The organism is Roseibium sp. (genome assembly GCF_048260565.1).
GTDB lineage: Bacteria > Pseudomonadota > Alphaproteobacteria > Rhizobiales > Stappiaceae > Roseibium.
The window spans coordinates 1-19,755 of sequence record NZ_JBLXGP010000018.1 but is presented as its reverse complement, the minus strand read 5'-3'; the positions used below and the strand labels follow the sequence as shown (position 1 = coordinate 19,755).

Genomic DNA, 19,755 nt, shown 5'->3' with positions numbered 1-19,755 from the left:
CCTTTAGCGCCTACACCCGCAGAGTATGTGGCAGTTTACACCAGGCCTCCTTAAGAGCGGCTTGACGTCAGAACCGGATGATGGGGTGCTTGGACATGAGCCGCAACGCGCCTGCGCATCACGATATGTTGCATACGAATGTTCCGGCGTGATTGTTCACGGGATCAGGACCCGCCACGCTCCCGGCGCAATTTGCTCCAGTATTCCAGCCGCTTGCGCAGCTCGCGCTCGAAACCGCGTTCCGGCGGGTCGTAATAGGTCTGACGCCCGAGATCCTCCGGAAAATAGTCCTGTCCCGAGAAGCCGTCCGGCGCATCGTGATCGTACTGATAGCCGGACCCGTAGCCTTCCTCTTTCATCAGCTTCGTCGGCGCATTGAGGATATGCTTGGGCGGCAGCAGGGAGCCGCTGGTCTTGGCGCTGCGGGTGGCCGCCTTGTAGGCCACATAGACGCCGTTGGATTTCGGTGCGGTCGCCAGATAGACCACCGTCTGGGCGAGCGCCAGCTCGCCTTCCGGCGAGCCCAGCATCTGGTAGGCATCGCGCGCCGCATTGGCCTGCACCAGCGCATGAGGGTCGGCAAGGCCGATATCCTCCACGGCCATGCGGATCAACCGGCGGGCCAGATAAAGCGGATCCTCGCCGCCGTCGAGCATGCGGCAGAACCAGTACAGGGCCGCATCCGGATCGGAGCCGCGCACGGACTTGTGGAGCGCGGAAATCAGATTGTAGTGGCCATCCGCGCTCTTGTCGTAGATCGGCGCCCGGCGCTGGACGATCTCCTGCAGCCGCTCCGCGTCGAACACCTCACCTTCATCCGCCGCCCGCCAGACGTCCTCCGCCAATGTCAGCGCCGACCGGCCGTCGCCGTCCGCCATGCGCACCAGCACCGCGCGGGCCTCCTGGTCGAGCGGCAGCGGCTTGCCTTCCACTTCCTCCGCGCGGTCCAGCAGCCGCCCAAGCGCCTCGATATTGAGGGAATGGAACGTCATCACGTGGGAGCGGGAAAGCAACGCGGCATTGAGTTCGAAGGACGGATTTTCCGTCGTGGCCCCCACCAGCGTGATCGTGCCGTCTTCCATCACGGGGAGGAAACTGTCCTGCTGGGCCCGGTTGAATCGATGGATCTCGTCCACGAAGAGCAGGGTCGACCGCCCGCCCATCCGGCGCGCCCGGGCGGCCTCGAAAACCTTCTTCAAATCGGCAACACCGGAGAAGATCGCCGAAATCTGTTCAAAGGCGAGATCGGTTTCCGCTGCCAGCAGCCTGGCAACGGTGGTCTTGCCCGTCCCCGGAGGCCCCCAGAAGATCAGCGACCCGAGCGTCCGGCTCTTGAGCATGCGCGACAGCGTGCCTTCGGGCCCGAGCAGATGATCCTGCCCCACCACATCGGCAAGCTTCTGCGGCCGCAGCCGGTCGGCCAGAGGCCGGGCCACGTCCGCACCAAGACCCGAAGCTTCGAAAAGATCGCTCACTGCCGCGCCATCCTATGCCCTATCCGCGCAAGACGATGCGATTGACCTTGCCGTTGCGCTCGATCGCCAGTTGCCACAGGCGTGGCGACGACCGGGTGATCGCTTCCAGCATCCGGGTGCTCTGCACTTCCTGCTCGTTGACCGCCCGCACGATATCGCCGACCCGCAGCCCGACGCGCGCCGCCGGGCTGTTCGGTGCCACCGCGGCAATAACCACCCCTTGCGGATCGCCGTCGAGACGCAGCTCATCGGCAACCGCCGGCGACAGGTTCATGACCGTCGCGCCTTCAAAGGGCGAATATTCCGTCAGATCACGCGTATCCCGCGGCACGGTTTCCGGAGCCGGTCTCAGCACGACATCCACATCCATCTGTTTCTGATCACGCTCGATGGTGAACGTCGCCGTCCCGCCCAGCGTCTTGGTGGCAAAGCGATAGCCGAAGGAATCCGGATCGGAGACTTCCTTGCCGTCGATAGCAAGGACCAGATCACCGACCTGCAAATGCGCCTCCTCCGCCGGAGATCCCTCATAGACATTGGTAACCAGGACACCACGCGGCCGGTCGAGCGCCATGGCATCCGCAATCTCCGCGTTCACCAGCTGCACCGTTGCCCCAAGCCAGGGCCGCTTGATCTTGTCGCCCTGCCCCGCCTGGGAGGCAACGAACTGAACCATATGGGCCGGAATGGCGAACCCGATACCGTTTGAACCGCCCGAGCGGGTGAAGATCGCCGAGTTGATGCCGACCAGCCTGCCGTGCATGTCCACCAGCGCGCCGCCGGAATTGCCCGGATTGATCGCTGCGTCCGTCTGAATGAAGAACTGATAGTCGGTGACGCCGACCTGGGTGCGCGCCAGCGCGGACACGATACCCTGGGTCACGGTCTGGCCGACGCCGAACGGGTTGCCGATGGCGAGTACGATATCCCCTACCTCGAGACTGTCGGAATCGGCAAAGGGAACGGAATCGAACGGACCGTCTCCCTTGATCTTCAACACGGCCAGATCGGTGCGTTCGTCCTTGAGGATGATATCCGCGTCGAACTCGCGGCGGTCGTTCAGGGCCACCCGGACCTCATCGGCATCCTTGATCACATGGTGGTTGGTTATGACGATTCCGTCGGACGAAATGATCACGCCCGACCCGAGGGCGCGCTGCACCCGTTCCTGGGGCTGACCGAAGCCGGAGCCGTTATCGCCGAAGAACCTGCGAAAAAAGGGATCGTTGAAAAACGGCGAAACCGAACGCCGCTCCACCACCTTCCGGGTGGCATAGACGTTCACGACGGCGGGTGCGACCTGCTTGACGATCGGCGCGAACGAGAGCTTGACCTCTGCTGCCGACGCCGGCACCTGCCGGTTGTCCTGCTGTGCCTGGGCGGCACCTGCAAAACCGAATATCAGCCCGAGCAAGACAACGATTGAAACACGATAGGCACCACTGAACATTGCCCTTGCCATGAAACTTTCTCCAAATATGAGCGAATCCGCACCGGTCGCTGGCCCTGATACATGCCAGATGGGGACAAAAAGAGGCAATGGCAAAGCGCAAAGAAAAACGGCCGCCGGAAGGACCGGCGGCCGTTTGCGTTGATTGATTCCGCGCTATGGATCAGGCGGAGCGGACCTGCGACAGGAACCCGCGGACTTCCTCGTCCAGATGGCTTGCCTGTTGGGAAAGTTCCGCAACCTTTTCGGTAAAGACATTGGCGGATTCATTGGTCTTCTGGGACATTTCACTGACATTGGAAATGTCTTCGGAGACCCGCGATGTGCCTTCGGCCGCCCGCTGGGTGTTTTCCGCAATGCCGCGGGTGGCGAAGCTCTGCTCCGTTACAGCGGCGGACACGTCGGTCACCGACTGGGTGATCTCGCCGATCGTCTCCTGGATATCGCCGATCGCGGACACCGCTTCGTCGGTCGCCTGACGGATCGCATCGATCTGCTGCTGGATCTCGCCGGTGGCCTTTCCGGTCTGGGAAGCGAGTTCCTTCACCTCGGAGGCAACGACTGCAAAGCCCTTGCCCGCCTCGCCGGCACGTGCCGCCTCGATCGTGGCGTTAAGCGCTAGCAGGTTGGTCTGGTCGGCGATGTCGCTGATCAGGGTCACCACCTCGCCGATGCGGTTTGCGGCTTCCGCCAGCGAGCGCACGGTGCTGTTGGTGGATTCCGCGCGCACCGTCGCCGTCTGGGCAACGGCCGAAGACCGTTCGATCAGCGACGAGATTTCCTGAATGGAGCTCGACAGCTGATCCGATGCGGTCGCGATCGACTGCACCTCGTTCATGGCGTCGGCGGAAATCTGGGCGGCCCGGGTCGAAGTGTCGCCGGATTCTTCGGTCATCTGGCGCATTTCGTCAGCGGCTTCGCGCAAGGTCATTGCAGAGTGGGTCACATGCTCGACCACCTTGCCGACGCTTGCCTCGAACTCGGCAGCAAGCCCCGACAGCATTTCCTTGCGCTGTTCGGCCTGGGTTCGCGCATTCTGGGCTTCCAGTTGCGCCCGCTGTTCCTGCTCTTCGGCCGCATTCTCGCGGATTTTGACGACCGCGCGCCCGATGTCGCCGATTTCATCGCCGCGGCGGGCGGCGGAGATATCGGCACTGTGATTGCCGCGCGCGATATCTTCCAGCGCGGTCACCAGCGTTCCAAGCGGATTGGTGATCGAGCGGGAGAAGAAAAGCGCAATGACCGCTGCGATGCCGACCGTGATCAGCGTCGACAGGATCATGGAATTGCGCATCTCATCGACGCTCGACATGGCCTCCGCAACGGAGCGTTCCGCAACCATTGCCCAGCTTTCGTCTCCGAAGGACACCGGCTCCGCGACCATCATACGGTCGACGCCGTCCTGGCCGGTCATCACGCCCTTGGTTTCAGCACCATTGGCCGCCTTGATGACCAGATCGGAACTCATGGTCTTGGTCAGCGCTGTCGGATCCGCCGACAGCGGCTGGTTGGTAATCAGGGTACCATCCTGATCGACCATATAGACCTGACCCGTTTCACCCAGGCCCTTGCGGTCGTTGGTCACGGCTTCGAGATATCCGGAGTTGATCCGGATAACCACAACACCGCCCAGCTCTTCGCCGGTGAAGGACGTCAGGAAGGCCGGCGAGCCGATGAACATGGAGGCTTCGCCGCCGGCAGGACCGTATTTCTCGAATTTGGAAAAGAACTGCTGCCCCTTTTCCCCGGCCATCGCCTGCTGATAGATCGACGCGAGCGCGGTATCCTTCAGCACATCGCCGTCGACCTTTTCCAGGAAATCTGCCGACTTGGTAACCGTGTAGATCACCCGGCCTTCCTTGTTGAGGACGTAGATATCTGCGTAGTTGCCGTTCTTCCATTCGGAATAGAAACTGCCGTGGACGTCCGTGTGACGCCAGGCATACATGGTCTTGTTGTCCTTGCCGGATTTCTCCGCCCGTTCCTCAGGCGTGGATCCTTCCGCCTGGAAATAATCCTGCAGCGATGCCCGGTCATTCTCCAGGTTCACCAGGGCGGAATTCATGTCATTGAGCGCCAACGACGCACCTGCTCCGGAAGAAACGTTCGACAGCGAACCCGCAAGCCCTTCCAGCCGCATCCCGACCAGGGCCTGTCGCGCCTTGGCGACCATGGTCAGTTCGCCCTGGGCCGCCTGTTGCAAGCCCGAACGCGCGTTCAGGTAGCCACCGATGCCGACCGCTACGCAAGAGGCGAAAGTGACACCCACCATAAGAACCGGCACGATAACCTTAAGCCTGAAAAACCGGTTCTTCTTGTAATTCTCAGCGGATGATTGCTGTTCCGCGTCCATTCCATCCTCCCACCAGCGATAATACTAGGATTGGTGCAGACTTTCGTCTAAGCCGGTTAAGATAAGGATAATTGGGAGAAATACAGAGTATCCAAAACTCAACTTATTGAAAACAAATGGGATATTCAAAAATCACAATTCAAGACAAAATAAAAGGCGGGTTAACACCCGCCTTTTACATTCTATTAACTTGAAGCTTTGTTTACGCAGCGGTTTCCGCCATTTCCACAGCTTCCGAGCGAGCCCGGTCTTCAGAACCGCGGGCTTCCAGGTCCCGATCGACCAGTTCGATCACGGCCATCGGCGCGCTGTCGCCATGGCGGAAGCCGGCCTTCAGAACCCGGCTGTAGCCACCCTGGCGATCCTTGTAGCGTTCGCCGAGGGTGTCGAACAGCTTACGCACCATGGCGACATCGCGGATCTGCGAAATCGCCTGACGGCGTGCATGCAGATCGCCGCGCTTGCCGAGCGTGATCAGCTTGTCGATGATCGGCTTCATTTCCTTGGCCTTCGGCAGGGTCGTGACGATCTGCTCGTGCTTGATCAGCGACGCCGCCATATTTGCGAACATAGCCTTGCGGTGGCTAGAGGTCCGATTGAGCTTGCGGCCGGTTTTACCGTGGCGCATGGCCCTCTCCTTTTTCTGTCGGGCGGCCCGTCTGATGCCCTACCCGGTTGATCCTTCAGGGACGCTTGCGTCCCTTAATACTGATGGTCTTCGTAACGCTTGGCGAGATCTTCGATGTTCTCAGGCGGCCAGTTGGCCACTTCCATGCCCAGATGCAGGCCCATCTGCGCGAGAACTTCCTTGATCTCGTTGAGCGACTTGCGGCCGAAGTTCGGCGTGCGCAGCATTTCCGCTTCGGTCTTCTGAATGAGATCGCCAATATACACGATATTGTCGTTCTTCAGACAGTTGGCCGAACGGACCGACAGTTCCAGCTCGTCGACCTTCTTCAGAAGCGCCGGGTTGAAGGCGAGCTCCGGAACGGATTCCTCGGCTGCTTCGCGCTTGGGCTCTTCGAAATTGACGAAGATGGACAGTTGGTCCTGGAGGATGCGCGCTGCGAATGCCACAGCGTCATCCGGCTTCACCGAACCATCGGTCTCGACGGTCAGGGTAAGCTTGTCATAGTCGAGAACCTGTCCCTCACGGGTGTTCTCGACCTTGTAGGAAACCTTCTTCACCGGGGAATAGAGGCTGTCGACCGGAATCAGACCGATCGGAGCGTCTTCCGGGCGGTTACGGTCGGAAGACACGTAGCCCTTGCCGGTGTTGACGGTGAATTCCATGCGGATTTCCGCACCTTCGTCCAGCGTGCACAGGACGAGGTCCGGGTTGAGCACTTCCACATCGCCGACAGTCTGGATATCACCGGCGGTCACGACACCCGGGCCCTGCTTGCGCACAACCATGCGCTTGGGACCTTCGCCTTCCATGCGGATGGCGATTTCCTTGATGTTGAGAACGATATCGGTGACGTCTTCGCGGACGCCGGGGATCGACGAGAACTCGTGCAGGACGCCATCGATTTGCACCGCGGTCACGGCTGCCCCCTGTAGCGAGGACAGAAGGATGCGGCGCAGGGCGTTGCCCAGCGTCAGGCCATATCCGCGCTCGAGCGGCTCGGCGACAACCGTCGCCAAAAACCGGGGGTCTTCACCCGGCTTGACTTCGAGCTTGGTCGGCTTGATCAGTTCTTGCCAGTTCTTTTGAATGGTCACGTTCTTGCCCCTTCGGCTATCCCGTCCGGCCTGTTTGCGGCCGGACTATTCTTTGCCATTGGAGAAACATTTACGTCAGGCGGTAAGGCCTTAGACGCGGCGACGCTTGCGCGGACGGCAGCCGTTGTGCGGAATCGGCGTCACGTCGCGAATGGACGTGATCAGGAATCCGGCAGCCTGGAGGGCGCGAAGAGCCGATTCACGGCCCGAGCCCGGACCACGAACTTCCACTTCCAGCGTACGCATGCCGTGTTCGGATGCCTTCTTGGCAGCGTCTTCAGCAGCAACCTGAGCAGCGTAAGGGGTAGACTTGCGCGACCCCTTGAAGCCGAGTGCACCGGCGGAAGACCAGGAAATGGTGTTGCCCTGGGCATCCGTGATCGTGATCATGGTATTGTTGAATGTGGAGTTCACATGCGCGACGCCGGACGAAATGTTCTTGCGTTCGCGGCGACGCACGCGTGTGGTGTCTTTAGCCATTCTTGTTCCTTACTTCGATCTCTACACTGCCGTAATCCCGGCAGCTCCACCGCCAATCGCTGGTGGTTTACTTCTTCTTGCCTGCGATCGGCTTAGCCGGACCCTTGCGGGTACGGGCGTTCGTATGCGTCCGCTGGCCGCGGACCGGAAGGCCGCGACGATGGCGCAGGCCGCGATAGCAGCCGAGGTCCATCAGACGCTTGATGTTCATTGCGGTATCACGGCGCAGATCGCCCTCGACCATGTAATCGCGGTCGATGGTTTCGCGGATCTGCAGAACCTCTGAGTCGGAAAGCTCATTCACGCGGCGTTCCGGAGCAATGCTCACCTTTTCGGTGATTTCCTGCGCCAGCTTCGGGCCAATGCCGTGAATGTACTGAAGCGCGATAACGACGCGCTTGTTCGTCGGGATGTTAACGCCAGCAATACGTGCCACGTTCGTCTCCATTTCTGGCAGCCACTAAAACGGCCGCGTCCACTATTATTCCCCGCGTCCGGTGGAGGCCGGCCCTTGCGGAGCGCTTGTTTTTGCAGGGTCTCCCGACGGAATCAGGTTCACCAAGCACAGAATGTGCCGGTCCCGCACAAGACGGGAGCGACACCACTCATTTCAGATTGAGCGCGTCCTTTAACGGCTCTAAACGTTTTCGTCAAGGCCGGACAGCACGGCTTCGATCGCCGCCGTCACCTCGTCGATCGACTGCATGCCGTCAACAACGGTCAATAGGCCGTTCTTGTCGTAAAAAGGCACGACCACCGCGGTGTCCCGGTTATAGGCTTCAAGCCTCTGCTTGAAGACTTCCGGATCGTCGTCCTTGCGGACCGCTTCGCCCCGCGCCTTGGCTTCCTCGGCACGGTTGATGATTCGTCCGACGAGTTTTTCCTGATCGACCCGCAGTTCCAGAACGCAGTCGAGCTTGATGCCCTTCTCGTTCAGCATCTCGTCCAGGGCTTCTGCCTGCGCGAGCGTGCGCGGAAAGCCGTCGAGGATGAACCCTTTTTGCGCATCCTCTTCGCCGATCCTGTCCCGGATGATTCCGACGACGATCTCGTCGGACACCAGGCCACCGGCATCCATGACTTCCTTGGCCTTCAGGCCGATCGGCGTCTTCGCGGCAACGGCTGCCCGAAGCATGTCGCCCGTCGAGAGTTGGGGAATGCCATATTTGGCGACCAGGCGCGCTGCCTGTGTTCCCTTCCCCGCCCCCGGCGGTCCGACCAGTATGAGCCTCATCGGCGTCTCCCCCTAAGTTTCGCTTTCTTTACAAGGCCCTCGTACTGATGAGCGAGCAGATGGCCCTGGATCTGGGATACAGTATCCATGGTCACGCTGACCACAATCAACAGCGAGGTTCCCCCGAAATAGAACGGAACGCCGGTCGCCGATATGAGGAATTCGGGTAATAGACAAACGAGGGTGATGTAGATTGCACCCACCACGGTGATACGAGTCAGCACGTAATCGATGTACTGCGCCGTCCGCTCGCCGGGACGAATGCCCGGAATGAAGCCCCCGTGCTTCTTCAGGTTATCGGCCGTATCGCTCGGATTGAACACGATCGCCGTGTAGAAGAAACAGAAGAATATGATCATGGTCGCATAGAAGACCATGTAGAGCGGCTGTCCGTGGCCCAGCAGAGCCGTGATGGTGGTCACCCATTCGTTCGTCCCGCCCTGGCCTGCGAACCCGGAGATGGTTGCCGGTACGAGCAGCAGCGAAGACGCGAAGATCGGCGGAATCACACCGGCGGTGTTTAGTTTCAACGGCAGGAACGACGTATTGCCCTCGAACATCCGGTTGCCCATCTGGCGCTTCGGATACTGGATCAGAAGGCGCCGCTGCGCCCGTTCCATGAAAACGATTACGCCGATCACCGCAATGGCCACCACAATCACCATCAGGATGATCCAGGTTGCCAGCGCGCCCTGTCGGCCGAGCTCCAGGGTCGAAACGACCGCAGACGGCAGACCGGCAACGATACCGGCGAAGATGATCAGCGAAATGCCGTTACCGATGCCGCGCGAGGTGATCTGCTCACCCAGCCACATCAGGAACATGGTGCCGCCGACGAGCGTAATCACCGTGGAAGCACGGAAGAACCAGCCGGGATCGGAAACAACATTGGCAGCACCCTCAAGCCCGACCGCGATGCCGTAGGCCTGGAATGCGGCCAGGATCACCGTGCCGTAGCGGGTATACTGGTTGATGACCTTACGTCCCTGCTCCCCTTCCTTCTTCATCTGCTCCAGCGACGGCACGACGGTCGTCATCAGCTGCATGATGATGGAGGCGGAGATATACGGCATGATGCCGAGCGCGAAGATCGCCATACGCTGCACGGCGCCACCGGAGAACATGTTGAACATGCCGATGATGCCGGACTGCGCCTGGTTGAAGGCGTTCGCGAAGGCTTCCGGATTGATACCCGGAAGCGGGATGTAAGTCCCCAGTCGATAAACCAAAAGCGCCCCCAGCGTGAACCAGATGCGCTTCTTGAGTTCTTCAGCCTTGGCGAAAGCTGAGAAATTGAGATTTGACGCCAGTTGTTCGGCGGCGGATGCCATGCCCTACTCCGGTCAGTTTTGTGCCGACAAACGGGAAAAGCCCAGGCCTGTTAGGCCTGAGCTCCCAAAACGACAACCTTGCCGCCAGCCTTTTCAACCGCTTCAGCGGCAGCCTTGGAGGCGCCGGCGATTTCAAAGGTGACAGCAGCCTTCAGTTCGCCATCGCTTACAAGACGGACACCGTCCTTGACGCGCTTGACGATACCGGCGGCCTTGAGTGCCTCGACCGTAACGGCCGCAGAAGCATCGAGCTTGCCGGCGTCGATCGCCTGCTGAACACGACCAAGGGAAACAACGTTGAATTCCTTGGCGAAAATGTTCGTAAAGCCGCGCTTCGGCAGACGGCGGTGAAGCGGCATCTGACCGCCTTCAAAGCCCTTGATCGCAACGCCCGAACGGGACTTCTGCCCCTTGACGCCGCGGCCACCGGTCTTGCCCTTGCCCGAACCGATACCGCGTCCGACGCGGGTGCGGCTCGAATTAGAACCGGGATTGTCCCTGAGTTCGTTGAGCTTCATCTTATTATCTCCCGATCCCGGTTACGCGTCTTCGACGACGCGAACGAGATGCTGGACCTTATTGATCATGCCGCGCACTTCCGGAGTGTCCTTCAGTGTGGAACGGCGGTGCATCTTGTTCAGGCCCAGACCGATGAGCGTCGCGCGCTGGTCCTTGGGACGGCGCAGCGGGCTGCCGATCTGTTCGACCGTGACAGTGTTTTCGGTGTTCGCCATGGAACTAACCCTTATTCAGCTGGGTACCGGAGCGGCCGAGGTCAAGCCTCGGCAGCTGCCGGAGCCGCATCATCTTTATCACGACGGCGCGATTGCAACACCGAGACCTTGAGGCCACGACGTGCCGCCACCGAACGCGGGCTGTCTTCCTTGGTCAGCGCTGCAAAGGTAGCGCGGACCATGTTGTAGGGGTTGGAGGTCCCCAGGGACTTCGCCACCACGTCCTGCACGCCGAGCGTTTCGAAAACCGCACGCATCGGACCACCGGCAATGATACCGGTACCGGCCGGAGCCGCACGCAGCAGAACCTTGCCGGCACCGTGACGGCCTTCCACATCGTGATGGAGGGTCCGGCCTTCCCGAAGGGGAACGCGGATCATGGTGCGCTTGGCAGCTTCCGTTGCCTTGCGGATGGCTTCCGGCACTTCACGTGCCTTGCCATGACCGAAGCCGACACGGCCCTTCTGATCGCCGACGACGACCAGCGCTGCGAAGCCGAAACGGCGGCCACCCTTGACCACCTTGGCGACGCGGTTGATGTGGACCAGCTTGTCGACGAATTCGCTGTCTCGCTCTTCGCGATCGCGATTATCCTGTCTCGCCATTTTTTACGTCTTCCGTTCTTAGGAGCGCCAACGGGCGCTGGTCAGAATTCCAGTCCGCCTTCGCGGGCTGCATCGGCAAGCGCCTTGATGCGCCCGTGATACATGTATCCGCCCCGGTCGAACACGACCTGCTTGACACCGGCAGCCAGAGCGCGCTCGGCGACAAGCTTGCCGACGGCTGCGGCAGCAGCGGTATCGGCGCCCGTCTTCAGGTTGCCCTTCAGATCCTTTTCGATCGTCGAGGCAGAGGCAATGGTCTGTCCCTTGCCGTCGTCGATGATCTGAGCGTAGATCTGCTTCGACGAGCGGAAGATAGAAAGCCGCGGACGTCCGTTCGCCACCTTCTTGATAGAACGGCGCACGCGATCGCGGCGGCGTTCGAAAGCAATTTTGCTGTTCGCCATGATCTGGGTCCGTTACTTCTTCTTGCCTTCTTTGCGGACGATGAACTCGCCAGCAAAGCGTACGCCCTTGCCCTTGTAGGGCTCCGGCGGGCGGAATTTGCGGATTTCGGCCGCAACCTGGCCTACTGTCTGCTTATCGATGCCGGAGATCACGATCTCCGTCGGCTTCGGGCACTTGATGTCGATCCCTTCCGGAATCGGATAGAGGACATCGTGCGAGAAACCCAACGCCAGCTGAAGGTTCGAACCCTGGACCTGTGCACGATAACCGACACCGGTGATTTCCAGCTTCCGCTCGAAGCCGTCGCTCACGCCCGTGACAATATTCTGCACCATGGTCCGGCTCATGCCCCACATGGAGCGAGCCGTCTTGGAGTTACCGCGCGGATCAACCTTGATCCCGCCGTCCGTCATTTCGGCCAGCACGTTGTCATTGAGCATGAAGGAGAGTTCCCCCTTCGGCCCTTTGACTGCAACCGTCTGGCCGTTGATCGTTGCCGTTACCCCGCTCGGCACGGGGACTGGCTTTTTGCCAATTCGAGACATCTGACCAACCTTGTCGTTTCAGTTAAGGCGAGTGCACCGCGTCAGAAGACGCGGCACAGAACCTCGCCGCCTACGTTTTCGTCCCGCGCCTGATGGTCGCTCATGACGCCGCGCGGAGTCGAAAGGATCGACACGCCCAGGCCATTGGAGACATGCGGGATGTTCTTTACCGAAGAATAAACCCGGCGGCCCGGCTTGGAGACCCGCTCAATCGTGCGGATGACCGGTTCGCCATCGAAATACTTCAGTTCGATTTCCAACTCGGACTTGCCGCCCTCGTATTCAACCGTCGTGTAGCCACGGATGTAGCCTTCCTTTGCGAGCACATCAAGCACATGTGCGCGCAATTTGGAACTTGGTGAGCTGACCTTGCCCTTGCGACGCATCTGCGCGTTGCGGATCCGGGTCAGCATATCCCCCAACGGATCGGAAATTGCCATCGGAGTTTCTCCTTACCAGCTGGACTTGACCAGGCCCGGGATCTTGCCCAGGGAACCCAGTTCACGAAGCGCGATACGCGACATCTTCAGCTTGCGATAGTAGCCGCGCGGCCGGCCCGAGACTTCGCAACGGTTGCGAACCCGGTTCGGCGCGGAATTCCGCGGCAGTTTCGCCAGCTTGAGACGTGCATTGAACCGCTCTTCAAGGGACAGGCTTTCATCCTTGGCCATCGCCTTGAGGGCAGCGCGCTTCTCAGCGTATTTCTCGACAAGCTTCTCGCGACGCTTGTTCTTTTCGACCGCGCTCTTCTTCGCCATCGTCGTTCCTCGTTCCTTTCCCGCGCCGCTTACTTGCTGAACGGGAAGTTGAACGCGCGCAGAAGCTCGCGCGCTTCGTCATCATTGGGAGCCGTGGTGCAGACAATCACGTCCATACCCCAGATCTGGTCGACCTTGTCGTACTCGATTTCCGGGAACACGATATGTTCCTTGATGCCCATGGCATAGTTGCCGCGGCCGTCGAAGGATTTCGGGTTCAAACCGCGGAAGTCACGAACGCGCGGCAGCGCGATGGTGATCAGGCGGTCCAGAAATTCGTACATCTGCTGGCGACGAAGGGTCACCTTCGCACCCAGCGGCATGTCTTCGCGGACCTTGAAGGTCGCGATCGACTTTTTCGCCTTGGTGATGACCGGCTTCTGACCTGCGATCAGGGCCAGATCCTCAGCAGCGATACGTGCTTTCTTGGAATCGGCAACGGCTTCGCCGACACCGATGTTCAAGACGATTTTTTCCAGAGCCGGCACCTGCATGGGGTTCTTGTAATTGAACTTTTCCTGCAGCTGCTGCCGGATGACGCTGTCATACTGCTGACGCAGACGCGGCATGGTGTTGGTCTCAGCCATCGATCAGATCTCCCGAACGCTTGGCCACACGGACCTTGGTGCCGTCTTCCTGCACCTTGAAACCGACCCGCGTTGCCTTGCCGTCCTTCGGATCGGCAATCGCGATGTTCGACAGGTGGATCGGCGCTTCCTTAGCGATGATCCCGCCTTCCTGCGTCTGGGTCTGGCGCTGGTGACGACGCACCATGTTTACGCCGCGAACCAGGGCCTTGTTGTCGTCCGGCATGATCTTGATGACTTCGCCGGTCTTGCCCTTGTCGCGACCCGTCAGCACGATTACCGTGTCGCCTGATTTAATTTTCGCAGCCATCAGAGCACCTCCGGCGCGAGCGAGATGATTTTCATATGGTTCTTTGCACGGAGCTCGCGCGGCACCGGACCGAAGATACGGGTGCCGACCGGTTCCTTGTTGTTGTTCACCAGGACGGCCGCATTGCGGTCGAACCGGATCACGCTGCCGTCGGGGCGGCGAATATCCTTCGCCGTGCGCACGACGACAGCCTTCATCACGTCGCCCTTCTTAACGCGGCCCCGCGGAATAGCCTCTTTGACGCTGACGACGATGATGTCGCCAACCTGGGCATATTTGCGCTTTGAGCCGCCGAGCACTTTGATGCACATGACACGACGGGCGCCGGAATTGTCGGCCACGTCGAGGTTTGTTTGCATCTGAATCATGACTGGCTGCCTTGTTCTCTGTCCGGCGCACCTGCCACGGGCGCCTGATGCTCAACCTTTAGAGCGTGGTCAGTTGACCACGGTCCAACGCTTGTTTTTGGAGATCGGCGCGCATTCTTCGATCTGAACAATGTCGCCAACCTGGTACTTGTTTGCTTCGTCATGCGCGCGGTATTTCTTGGACCGGCGCACGGTCTTCTTGAGCAGCGGGTGTGTGAAGCGACGCTCCACCTTCACCGTCACCGACTTGTCATTCGCGTTGCTGACAACGGTGCCCTGCAAAATGCGCTTCGGCATATCCGTCTCCTTACGCGCTTGCCGTCACGCGCTTTTCGCGCATGATCGTCTGAATCTGCGCGATCTGCCGGCGAACCTGCCGAACGCGCCCTGTGTTTTCGAGCTGACCGGTCGCCTTCTGGAAGCGCAGGTTGAACTGCTCTTTCTTCAGGCCTTCGAGTTCCGTGCGGAGCTCGTCCAGGGTCTTTGCCCTTACGTCTGTCGCCTTCATGGCACTAACTCCTCGACTGCCTTATTCGCCGATACGCTGAATGAACCGGCACTTGATCGGCAGCTTGGCAGCGGCAAGACGCATTGCTTCACGCGCAACATCTTCCGGCACACCATCGATCTCGAACATCACCCGGCCGGGCTTGACACGGCAGGCCCAGTAATCCGGAGACCCCTTACCCTTACCCATGCGGACTTCAGCCGGCTTGGTGGAGACCGGCACATCCGGGAAGATGCGGATCCAGACACGGCCCGCACGCTTCATGTGACGGGTCATGGCACGACGGGCTGCCTCGATCTGACGAGCGGTCACCCGCTCCGGCTCCAACGCCTTCAGACCGTAGTTGCCGAAGTTGAGGTCGGTGCCTCCCTTCGACAGACCATGGATGCGGCCCTTGTGCTGCTTGCGGAACTTCGTTCGCTTCGGTTGCAGCATCGTTCTTCTCTCGTTCCTAGTGTTTGACGAGCGTCGTGCAGCTCAAATTAAGCTGCGCGCTCGCGACCACGATCCCGGCGTCCGCCGCGATCACCCTGGTTTGAATCCGAGCCGGACGTCGCACGGCGTTCAGACGCCATCGGGTCGTGCTCGAGGATCTCACCCTTGAAGATCCACACCTTCACGCCGCAGACACCATAAGCAGTGTGAGCGGATGCGACACCGTAGTCGATGTCGGCGCGCAGGGTGTGCAGCGGCACGCGGCCTTCGCGGTACCATTCGATACGCGCGATTTCAGCGCCACCGAGACGGCCACCGCAGTTGATCCGGATGCCCTGAGCGCCCAGACGCATGGCCGACTGAACGGCCCGCTTCATGGCGCGGCGGAAGGCAACACGGCGTTCCAGCTGCTGTGCGATCGAAGCGGCGACCAGCGTCGCGTCGATTTCCGGCTTGCGCACTTCAACGATGTTGATGTGCACTTCCGAATTGGTGATCTCTGCGATCTTCTTGCGAAGACGCTCGATGTCCGCACCCTTCTTGCCGATGACCACACCCGGACGACCGGAGTGGATGGTAACGCGGCACTTGCGGTGCGGGCGCTCGATAACGACCTTGGAAACAGCTGCCTGCTTCAGTTCGTTGAGCAGAAACTCGCGGATGCGGAAATCTTCATGCAGAAGATCGCCGTATTCACCCTTGTTGGCGTACCAACGCGAATCCCAGGTGCGGTTGATCCCGAGGCGCATGCCGATCGGGTTGACTTTGTGTCCCATCAGGCACTCTCCTCGACTTCACGGACAACGATGGTCAGGTTCGAGAACGGCTTCTCGATCCGGCCAACACGACCGCGTGCACGGGGCTGGAAACGCTTGATGACAAAAGCCTTGCCAACATGAGCTTCGGCAACCACCAGGTTGTCGATATCCAGATCGTGGTTGTTTTCCGCATTCGCAATCGCGGACATCAGGGTCTTCTTGACGTCCTGTGCGATACGCTTGCGGGAGAACGTCAGGTCCGCGATTGCGGTTCCGACCTTCTTGCCGCGGATAGCAGCCGCAACGAGGTTCAGCTTGCGCGGAGAAATGCGCAGCATGCGGGTCATTGCCCGGGCCTCGTTGTCAGCGAGCGTCCGCTCACGCTTCGGCTTGCCCATCGTTACTTCCTCTTCGCCTTCTTGTCGGCGCCGTGTCCGTAGTAGGTCCGCGACGGCGAGAACTCGCCGAACTTGTGACCAATCATCTCTTCAGACACCAGCACCGGAACGTGCTTCTGACCGTTGTAGACACCGAAGGTGAGACCGACGAACTGCGGCAGGATCGTCGAGCGGCGGCTCCAGGTCTTGATGACCTCGTTGCGGCCGGATTCACGAACCTTGTCCGCTTTCTTCAGCAGATACCCGTCAACAAACGGACCTTTCCAGATCGAACGTGCCACGATCCTTGTCCTTTACTTCTTGCGCGCGTGACGGCTACGGACAATGTACTTGTCCGTCGACTTGTTACGCCGCGTGCGCTTACCTTTGGTCGGCTTACCCCAAGGGGTAACCGGATGACGGCCACCGGAAGTCCGGCCTTCACCACCGCCGTGCGGGTGGTCGACCGGGTTCATGACAACACCGCGGGTGTGCGGGCGGATGCCCAGCCAGCGGGAACGGCCGGCCTTGCCGTAATTGATGTTGCTGTGATCCGGGTTGGACACTGCGCCGATGGAAGCCATGCAGGTGCCGAGAACACGGCGCTGCTCGCCTGACATCAGACGCAGGGTGGTGTAACCCTGGTCACGGCCAACGACCTGAACGAAAGCACCGGCGGAGCGAGCGATCTGCGCACCCTTGCCCGGCTTCAATTCAATGTTGTGAACGATCGTGCCGACCGGAATGGAAGCCAGCGGCATTGCGTTACCCGGCTTCACGTCGACCGACTGACCGGAGACGACGGTGTCGCCAACTGCCAGACGCTGCGGCGCCAGGATGTAGCTCAGCTCACCGTCTTCATAGCGGATCAGCGCGATGAATGCGGTCCGGTTCGGATCGTATTCCAGGCGCTCGACCTTGGCCGGTACGTCGAACTTGCGACGCTTGAAGTCAACCAGGCGGTAGGAGCGCTTGTGACCGCCACCGACGTTGCGAGACGTCAGGCGACCCATGTTGTTGCGGCCACCGGTCTTGGACAGACCTTCGGTCAGAGTCTTGACCGGCTTGCCTTTCCACAGATCGGACCGATCAACCTGGACCAGCTGGCGGCGGCCCGGCGAGGTCGGATTGAATGTCTTAAGTGCCATTTTCTATCGTCCCCGCCTTAGAGCCCGGTGGTCACGTCGATGGCGTGACCTTCCTGAAGCGTTACGACGGCCTTCTTGAAGTCGGACTGACGGCCGATACGACCCTTGAACCGCTTCACCTTGCCCTTGCGGACGAGGGTGTTGACGGCTGCGACCTTGACGCCGAACAGTGCTTCCACCGCTGCCTTGATTTCCGGCTTCGTCGCGTCATTCGCGACCTTGAAGACAACCTTGTTCTCTTCGGAAGCCATGGTCGCCTTCTCGGTAATCACCGGGCCGACGATCTTGTCGTAGTGAGGAAGTTTGCTCATTTGAAGCGCTCCTCAAGTGCGGACACCGCAGCCTTCGTCAGCACCAGGGTGCCGGCGCGCATGATGTCGTAAACGTTGATGCCCTGAACCGGCAGCACATCCACATGCGGAATGTTGCGCGATGCGAGAGCAAAGTTCCGGTCGAGCTCGGCACCGTCCACGATCAGGGCGTTCGACAGACCCAGCTTGGAGAACTGGGCCTTGAGCGCCTTGGTCTTGGCTTCGGCTGCCTTTGCGTCTTCGACGACGATCAGGCTGTCGGCCTTTGCCTTGGCGGACAGAACGTGCTTCAGCCCGAGGGCGCGCACCTTCTTAGGCAGGTCATGGCCATGGTCGCGAACGACCGGGCCGAATGCCCTACCGCCGCCGCGGAACTGCGGGGCCTTCTTGTTGCCGTGACGGGCGCCGCCGGAGCCTTTCTGACGGACGAACTTCTTCGTCGTGCCGGAAACTTCCGAACGGCCCAGCGTCTTGTGGGTACCGGCCTGGCGCTTGGCAAGCTGCCAACGCACCACACGGTGGATCAGATCGGTGCGCGGCTCGAGACCGAAGATCTCGTCAGACACCGTGATCGAACCGGCCGCCCCGCCTTCGAGGGTCTTGACCTGGAGTTCCATCACTCACTCTCCTTCCCGGCGGCGACAGCAGCCTCGGGAGCCCGGAATGCACCCGGCATCGGAACCCCATCAGGCAGCGCCTTCTTGATCGCATCGCGAACCAGGATCCAGCCGCCCTTGGCGCCCGGAACAGAGCCCTCGACCATGATCAGGCCGCGTTCAACATCAGTACGCACAACCTTCAGGTTCTGCGTGGTCACACGAACATCGCCCATGTGACCGGCCATCTTCTTGCCCTTGAACACGCGACCCGGGTCCTGACACTGACCGGTCGAACCGTGGGAACGGTGCGAGATCGAGTTACCGTGGGATGCGCGTCCACCACCGAAGTTGTGGCGCTTCATCACACCGGCAAAACCCTTACCGATCGAGGTGCCGGTCACGTCGACGAACTGGCCTTCGACGTAATGGTCGGCGGTGATTTCCGCGCCAACGTCGATGAGGTTGTCAGACGACACCCGGAACTCGACGAGCGTGCGCTTCGGCTCGACCTTTGCAACCGCAAAGTGGCCACGCATCGCCTTCGGCGTGTTCTTTACCTTGGCGATACCTGCACCGACCTGCAGCGCGGTATAGCCGTTCTTTTCTTCAGTCCGGTGGGCAACCACCTGGCAGCCGTCCAGTTTAAGTACTGTCACCGGCACATGTTCTCCCGCATCGTTGTAGATACGGGTCATGCCCACTTTCTGAGCGATCACTCCAGAACGCATTGACGTGTCCCCTTCGATCCGCCTCAGAGCTTGATCTCGACGTCGACACCAGCGGCCAGATCGAGCTTCATAAGAGCGTCAACCGTCTGGGGCGTCGGATCAACGATGTCGAGCAGGCGCTTATGCGTGCGCATCTCGAACTGATCGCGGCTTTTCTTATCGATGTGCGGGCCGCGAAGCACTGTGTACTTCTCGATCCGCGTCGGCAGCGGCACGGGTCCCCGCACCTGCGCACCGGTCCGCTTTGCCGTATTGACGATCTCCTTGGTGGAGGCGTCGAGAATACGGTGGTCAAATGCCTTGAGGCGGATCCGGATATTCTGACCGTTCATTTTTGGTTTCCCGATAAGACAGGCGGGCCTGCCGGCGTTTCAAAAGAAGCGACAGGCCTTGCCGTCAATTACTCGATGATGGAAGCGACGACGCCTGCACCGACGGTGCGGCCACCTTCGCGGATAGCGAAGCGCAGGCCTTCTTCCATGGCGATCGGCACGATCAGCTCGACGTCAACCGACACGTTGTCGCCCGGCA

30 protein-coding genes and 1 pseudogene are annotated in these 19,755 nt (G+C 60.3%); all 31 read right to left on the bottom strand.

Annotated elements, in window-relative coordinates:
- Nucleotides 1-164: 164 nt before the first annotated feature.
- On the bottom strand, nt 165-1,475 hold the full coding sequence (locus tag ACN0SO_RS25310) for a replication-associated recombination protein A (protein ID WP_417682364.1): 1,311 nt from the start codon (nt 1,473-1,475) through the stop codon (nt 165-167).
- Between the two features lie 19 nt (nt 1,476-1,494).
- Complete coding sequence (locus tag ACN0SO_RS25305; RefSeq protein WP_417682362.1) at nt 1,495-2,937, bottom strand: DegQ family serine endoprotease; 1,443 nt, start codon at nt 2,935-2,937, stop codon at nt 1,495-1,497.
- Between the two features lie 151 nt (nt 2,938-3,088).
- Nucleotides 3,089-5,278: a methyl-accepting chemotaxis protein gene (locus tag ACN0SO_RS25300; RefSeq protein WP_417682360.1), complete on the bottom strand. Its 2,190-nt coding sequence runs from the start codon at nt 5,276-5,278 to the stop codon at nt 3,089-3,091.
- A 202-nt stretch (nt 5,279-5,480) separates the two neighbouring features.
- Nucleotides 5,481-5,906: a 50S ribosomal protein L17 gene (gene rplQ, locus ACN0SO_RS25295; protein WP_417682358.1), complete on the bottom strand. Its 426-nt coding sequence runs from the start codon at nt 5,904-5,906 to the stop codon at nt 5,481-5,483.
- 74 nt (nt 5,907-5,980) lie between these two features.
- Nucleotides 5,981-7,003 carry a DNA-directed RNA polymerase subunit alpha gene (locus tag ACN0SO_RS25290; protein WP_417682356.1) on the bottom strand — a complete coding sequence of 341 codons (1,023 nt, stop codon included), beginning with the start codon at nt 7,001-7,003 and terminating at the stop codon, nt 5,981-5,983.
- Between the two features lie 90 nt (nt 7,004-7,093).
- Nucleotides 7,094-7,483 carry a 30S ribosomal protein S11 gene (gene rpsK, locus ACN0SO_RS25285; RefSeq protein WP_055678260.1) on the bottom strand — a complete coding sequence of 130 codons (390 nt, stop codon included), beginning with the start codon at nt 7,481-7,483 and terminating at the stop codon, nt 7,094-7,096.
- Nucleotides 7,484-7,550: 67 nt separating this feature from the next.
- On the bottom strand, nt 7,551-7,919 hold the full coding sequence (rpsM, locus tag ACN0SO_RS25280) for a 30S ribosomal protein S13 (RefSeq protein WP_417682354.1): 369 nt from the start codon (nt 7,917-7,919) through the stop codon (nt 7,551-7,553).
- 201 nt (nt 7,920-8,120) lie between these two features.
- Nucleotides 8,121-8,717, bottom strand: coding sequence for an adenylate kinase (locus ACN0SO_RS25275; RefSeq protein ID WP_417682352.1), 597 nt, complete (start codon nt 8,715-8,717; stop codon nt 8,121-8,123).
- Nucleotides 8,714-10,048, bottom strand: coding sequence for a preprotein translocase subunit SecY (gene secY, locus ACN0SO_RS25270; protein ID WP_417682350.1), 1,335 nt, complete (start codon nt 10,046-10,048; stop codon nt 8,714-8,716). Before secY ends, ACN0SO_RS25275 begins: the two co-directional genes overlap by 4 nt.
- 50 nt (nt 10,049-10,098) lie before the next feature.
- Nucleotides 10,099-10,566 (bottom strand): 50S ribosomal protein L15, encoded by a 468-nt coding sequence (gene rplO, locus ACN0SO_RS25265; protein ID WP_417682348.1) that lies wholly within the window; start codon nt 10,564-10,566, stop codon nt 10,099-10,101.
- Between the two features lie 21 nt (nt 10,567-10,587).
- Entirely contained in the window at nt 10,588-10,782 is a 195-nt protein-coding gene (rpmD, locus tag ACN0SO_RS25260) for a 50S ribosomal protein L30 (RefSeq protein ID WP_190290508.1), read from the bottom strand.
- 41 nt (nt 10,783-10,823) lie between these two features.
- Nucleotides 10,824-11,387, bottom strand: coding sequence for a 30S ribosomal protein S5 (gene rpsE / locus ACN0SO_RS25255; RefSeq protein WP_190290507.1), 564 nt, complete (start codon nt 11,385-11,387; stop codon nt 10,824-10,826).
- 41 nt (nt 11,388-11,428) lie between these two features.
- Entirely contained in the window at nt 11,429-11,791 is a 363-nt protein-coding gene (rplR, locus tag ACN0SO_RS25250) for a 50S ribosomal protein L18 (protein ID WP_190290506.1), read from the bottom strand.
- 12 nt (nt 11,792-11,803) lie between these two features.
- Nucleotides 11,804-12,337, bottom strand: a complete 534-nt coding sequence (rplF, locus tag ACN0SO_RS25245; protein WP_417682346.1) for a 50S ribosomal protein L6 — start codon at nt 12,335-12,337, stop codon at nt 11,804-11,806.
- A 41-nt stretch (nt 12,338-12,378) separates the two neighbouring features.
- Nucleotides 12,379-12,777: a 30S ribosomal protein S8 gene (gene rpsH / locus ACN0SO_RS25240; RefSeq protein ID WP_346895034.1), complete on the bottom strand. Its 399-nt coding sequence runs from the start codon at nt 12,775-12,777 to the stop codon at nt 12,379-12,381.
- A gap of 12 nt (nt 12,778-12,789) precedes the next feature.
- Nucleotides 12,790-13,095 (bottom strand): 30S ribosomal protein S14, encoded by a 306-nt coding sequence (gene rpsN, locus ACN0SO_RS25235; RefSeq protein WP_190290503.1) that lies wholly within the window; start codon nt 13,093-13,095, stop codon nt 12,790-12,792.
- A gap of 29 nt (nt 13,096-13,124) precedes the next feature.
- Nucleotides 13,125-13,682: a 50S ribosomal protein L5 gene (gene rplE, locus ACN0SO_RS25230; protein ID WP_417682344.1), complete on the bottom strand. Its 558-nt coding sequence runs from the start codon at nt 13,680-13,682 to the stop codon at nt 13,125-13,127.
- A complete protein-coding gene (gene rplX / locus ACN0SO_RS25225; protein WP_417682342.1) occupies nt 13,675-13,992 on the bottom strand; it encodes a 50S ribosomal protein L24 in 318 nt (105 codons plus the stop codon). The genes rplE and rplX overlap by 8 nt, the downstream gene beginning before the upstream one ends.
- Entirely contained in the window at nt 13,992-14,360 is a 369-nt protein-coding gene (rplN, locus tag ACN0SO_RS25220; protein ID WP_008191626.1) for a 50S ribosomal protein L14, read from the bottom strand. Before rplN ends, rplX begins: the two co-directional genes overlap by 1 nt.
- A gap of 69 nt (nt 14,361-14,429) precedes the next feature.
- A complete protein-coding gene (rpsQ, locus tag ACN0SO_RS25215) occupies nt 14,430-14,657 on the bottom strand; it encodes a 30S ribosomal protein S17 (protein ID WP_346895026.1) in 228 nt (75 codons plus the stop codon).
- Between the two features lie 10 nt (nt 14,658-14,667).
- Nucleotides 14,668-14,868, bottom strand: coding sequence for a 50S ribosomal protein L29 (gene rpmC / locus ACN0SO_RS25210; RefSeq protein ID WP_346895024.1), 201 nt, complete (start codon nt 14,866-14,868; stop codon nt 14,668-14,670).
- Nucleotides 14,869-14,889: 21 nt separating this feature from the next.
- Nucleotides 14,890-15,303 carry a 50S ribosomal protein L16 gene (gene rplP / locus ACN0SO_RS25205; RefSeq protein ID WP_346895022.1) on the bottom strand — a complete coding sequence of 138 codons (414 nt, stop codon included), beginning with the start codon at nt 15,301-15,303 and terminating at the stop codon, nt 14,890-14,892.
- A gap of 47 nt (nt 15,304-15,350) precedes the next feature.
- Nucleotides 15,351-16,079, bottom strand: a complete 729-nt coding sequence (rpsC, locus tag ACN0SO_RS25200) for a 30S ribosomal protein S3 (RefSeq protein ID WP_190290497.1) — start codon at nt 16,077-16,079, stop codon at nt 15,351-15,353.
- Complete coding sequence (gene rplV, locus ACN0SO_RS25195) at nt 16,079-16,459, bottom strand: 50S ribosomal protein L22 (protein ID WP_190290496.1); 381 nt, start codon at nt 16,457-16,459, stop codon at nt 16,079-16,081. The genes rpsC and rplV overlap by 1 nt, the downstream gene beginning before the upstream one ends.
- A 2-nt stretch (nt 16,460-16,461) precedes the next feature.
- On the bottom strand, nt 16,462-16,740 hold the full coding sequence (gene rpsS / locus ACN0SO_RS25190) for a 30S ribosomal protein S19 (RefSeq protein ID WP_022998243.1): 279 nt from the start codon (nt 16,738-16,740) through the stop codon (nt 16,462-16,464).
- Nucleotides 16,741-16,752: 12 nt separating this feature from the next.
- Complete coding sequence (gene rplB, locus ACN0SO_RS25185; RefSeq protein WP_417682337.1) at nt 16,753-17,586, bottom strand: 50S ribosomal protein L2; 834 nt, start codon at nt 17,584-17,586, stop codon at nt 16,753-16,755.
- A gap of 17 nt (nt 17,587-17,603) precedes the next feature.
- A complete protein-coding gene (locus ACN0SO_RS25180) occupies nt 17,604-17,897 on the bottom strand; it encodes a 50S ribosomal protein L23 (RefSeq protein WP_417682335.1) in 294 nt (97 codons plus the stop codon).
- Nucleotides 17,894-18,514: a 50S ribosomal protein L4 gene (gene rplD / locus ACN0SO_RS25175; RefSeq protein ID WP_417682333.1), complete on the bottom strand. Its 621-nt coding sequence runs from the start codon at nt 18,512-18,514 to the stop codon at nt 17,894-17,896. The genes ACN0SO_RS25180 and rplD overlap by 4 nt, the downstream gene beginning before the upstream one ends.
- Nucleotides 18,514-19,224, bottom strand: a complete 711-nt coding sequence (gene rplC / locus ACN0SO_RS25170) for a 50S ribosomal protein L3 (RefSeq protein ID WP_417682331.1) — start codon at nt 19,222-19,224, stop codon at nt 18,514-18,516. Before rplC ends, rplD begins: the two co-directional genes overlap by 1 nt.
- A gap of 23 nt (nt 19,225-19,247) precedes the next feature.
- Nucleotides 19,248-19,556 carry a 30S ribosomal protein S10 gene (gene rpsJ / locus ACN0SO_RS25165; protein WP_006936455.1) on the bottom strand — a complete coding sequence of 103 codons (309 nt, stop codon included), beginning with the start codon at nt 19,554-19,556 and terminating at the stop codon, nt 19,248-19,250.
- Nucleotides 19,557-19,624: 68 nt separating this feature from the next.
- A pseudogene (gene tuf, locus ACN0SO_RS25160) lies at nt 19,625-19,755 on the bottom strand (elongation factor Tu); the annotation flags it as partial.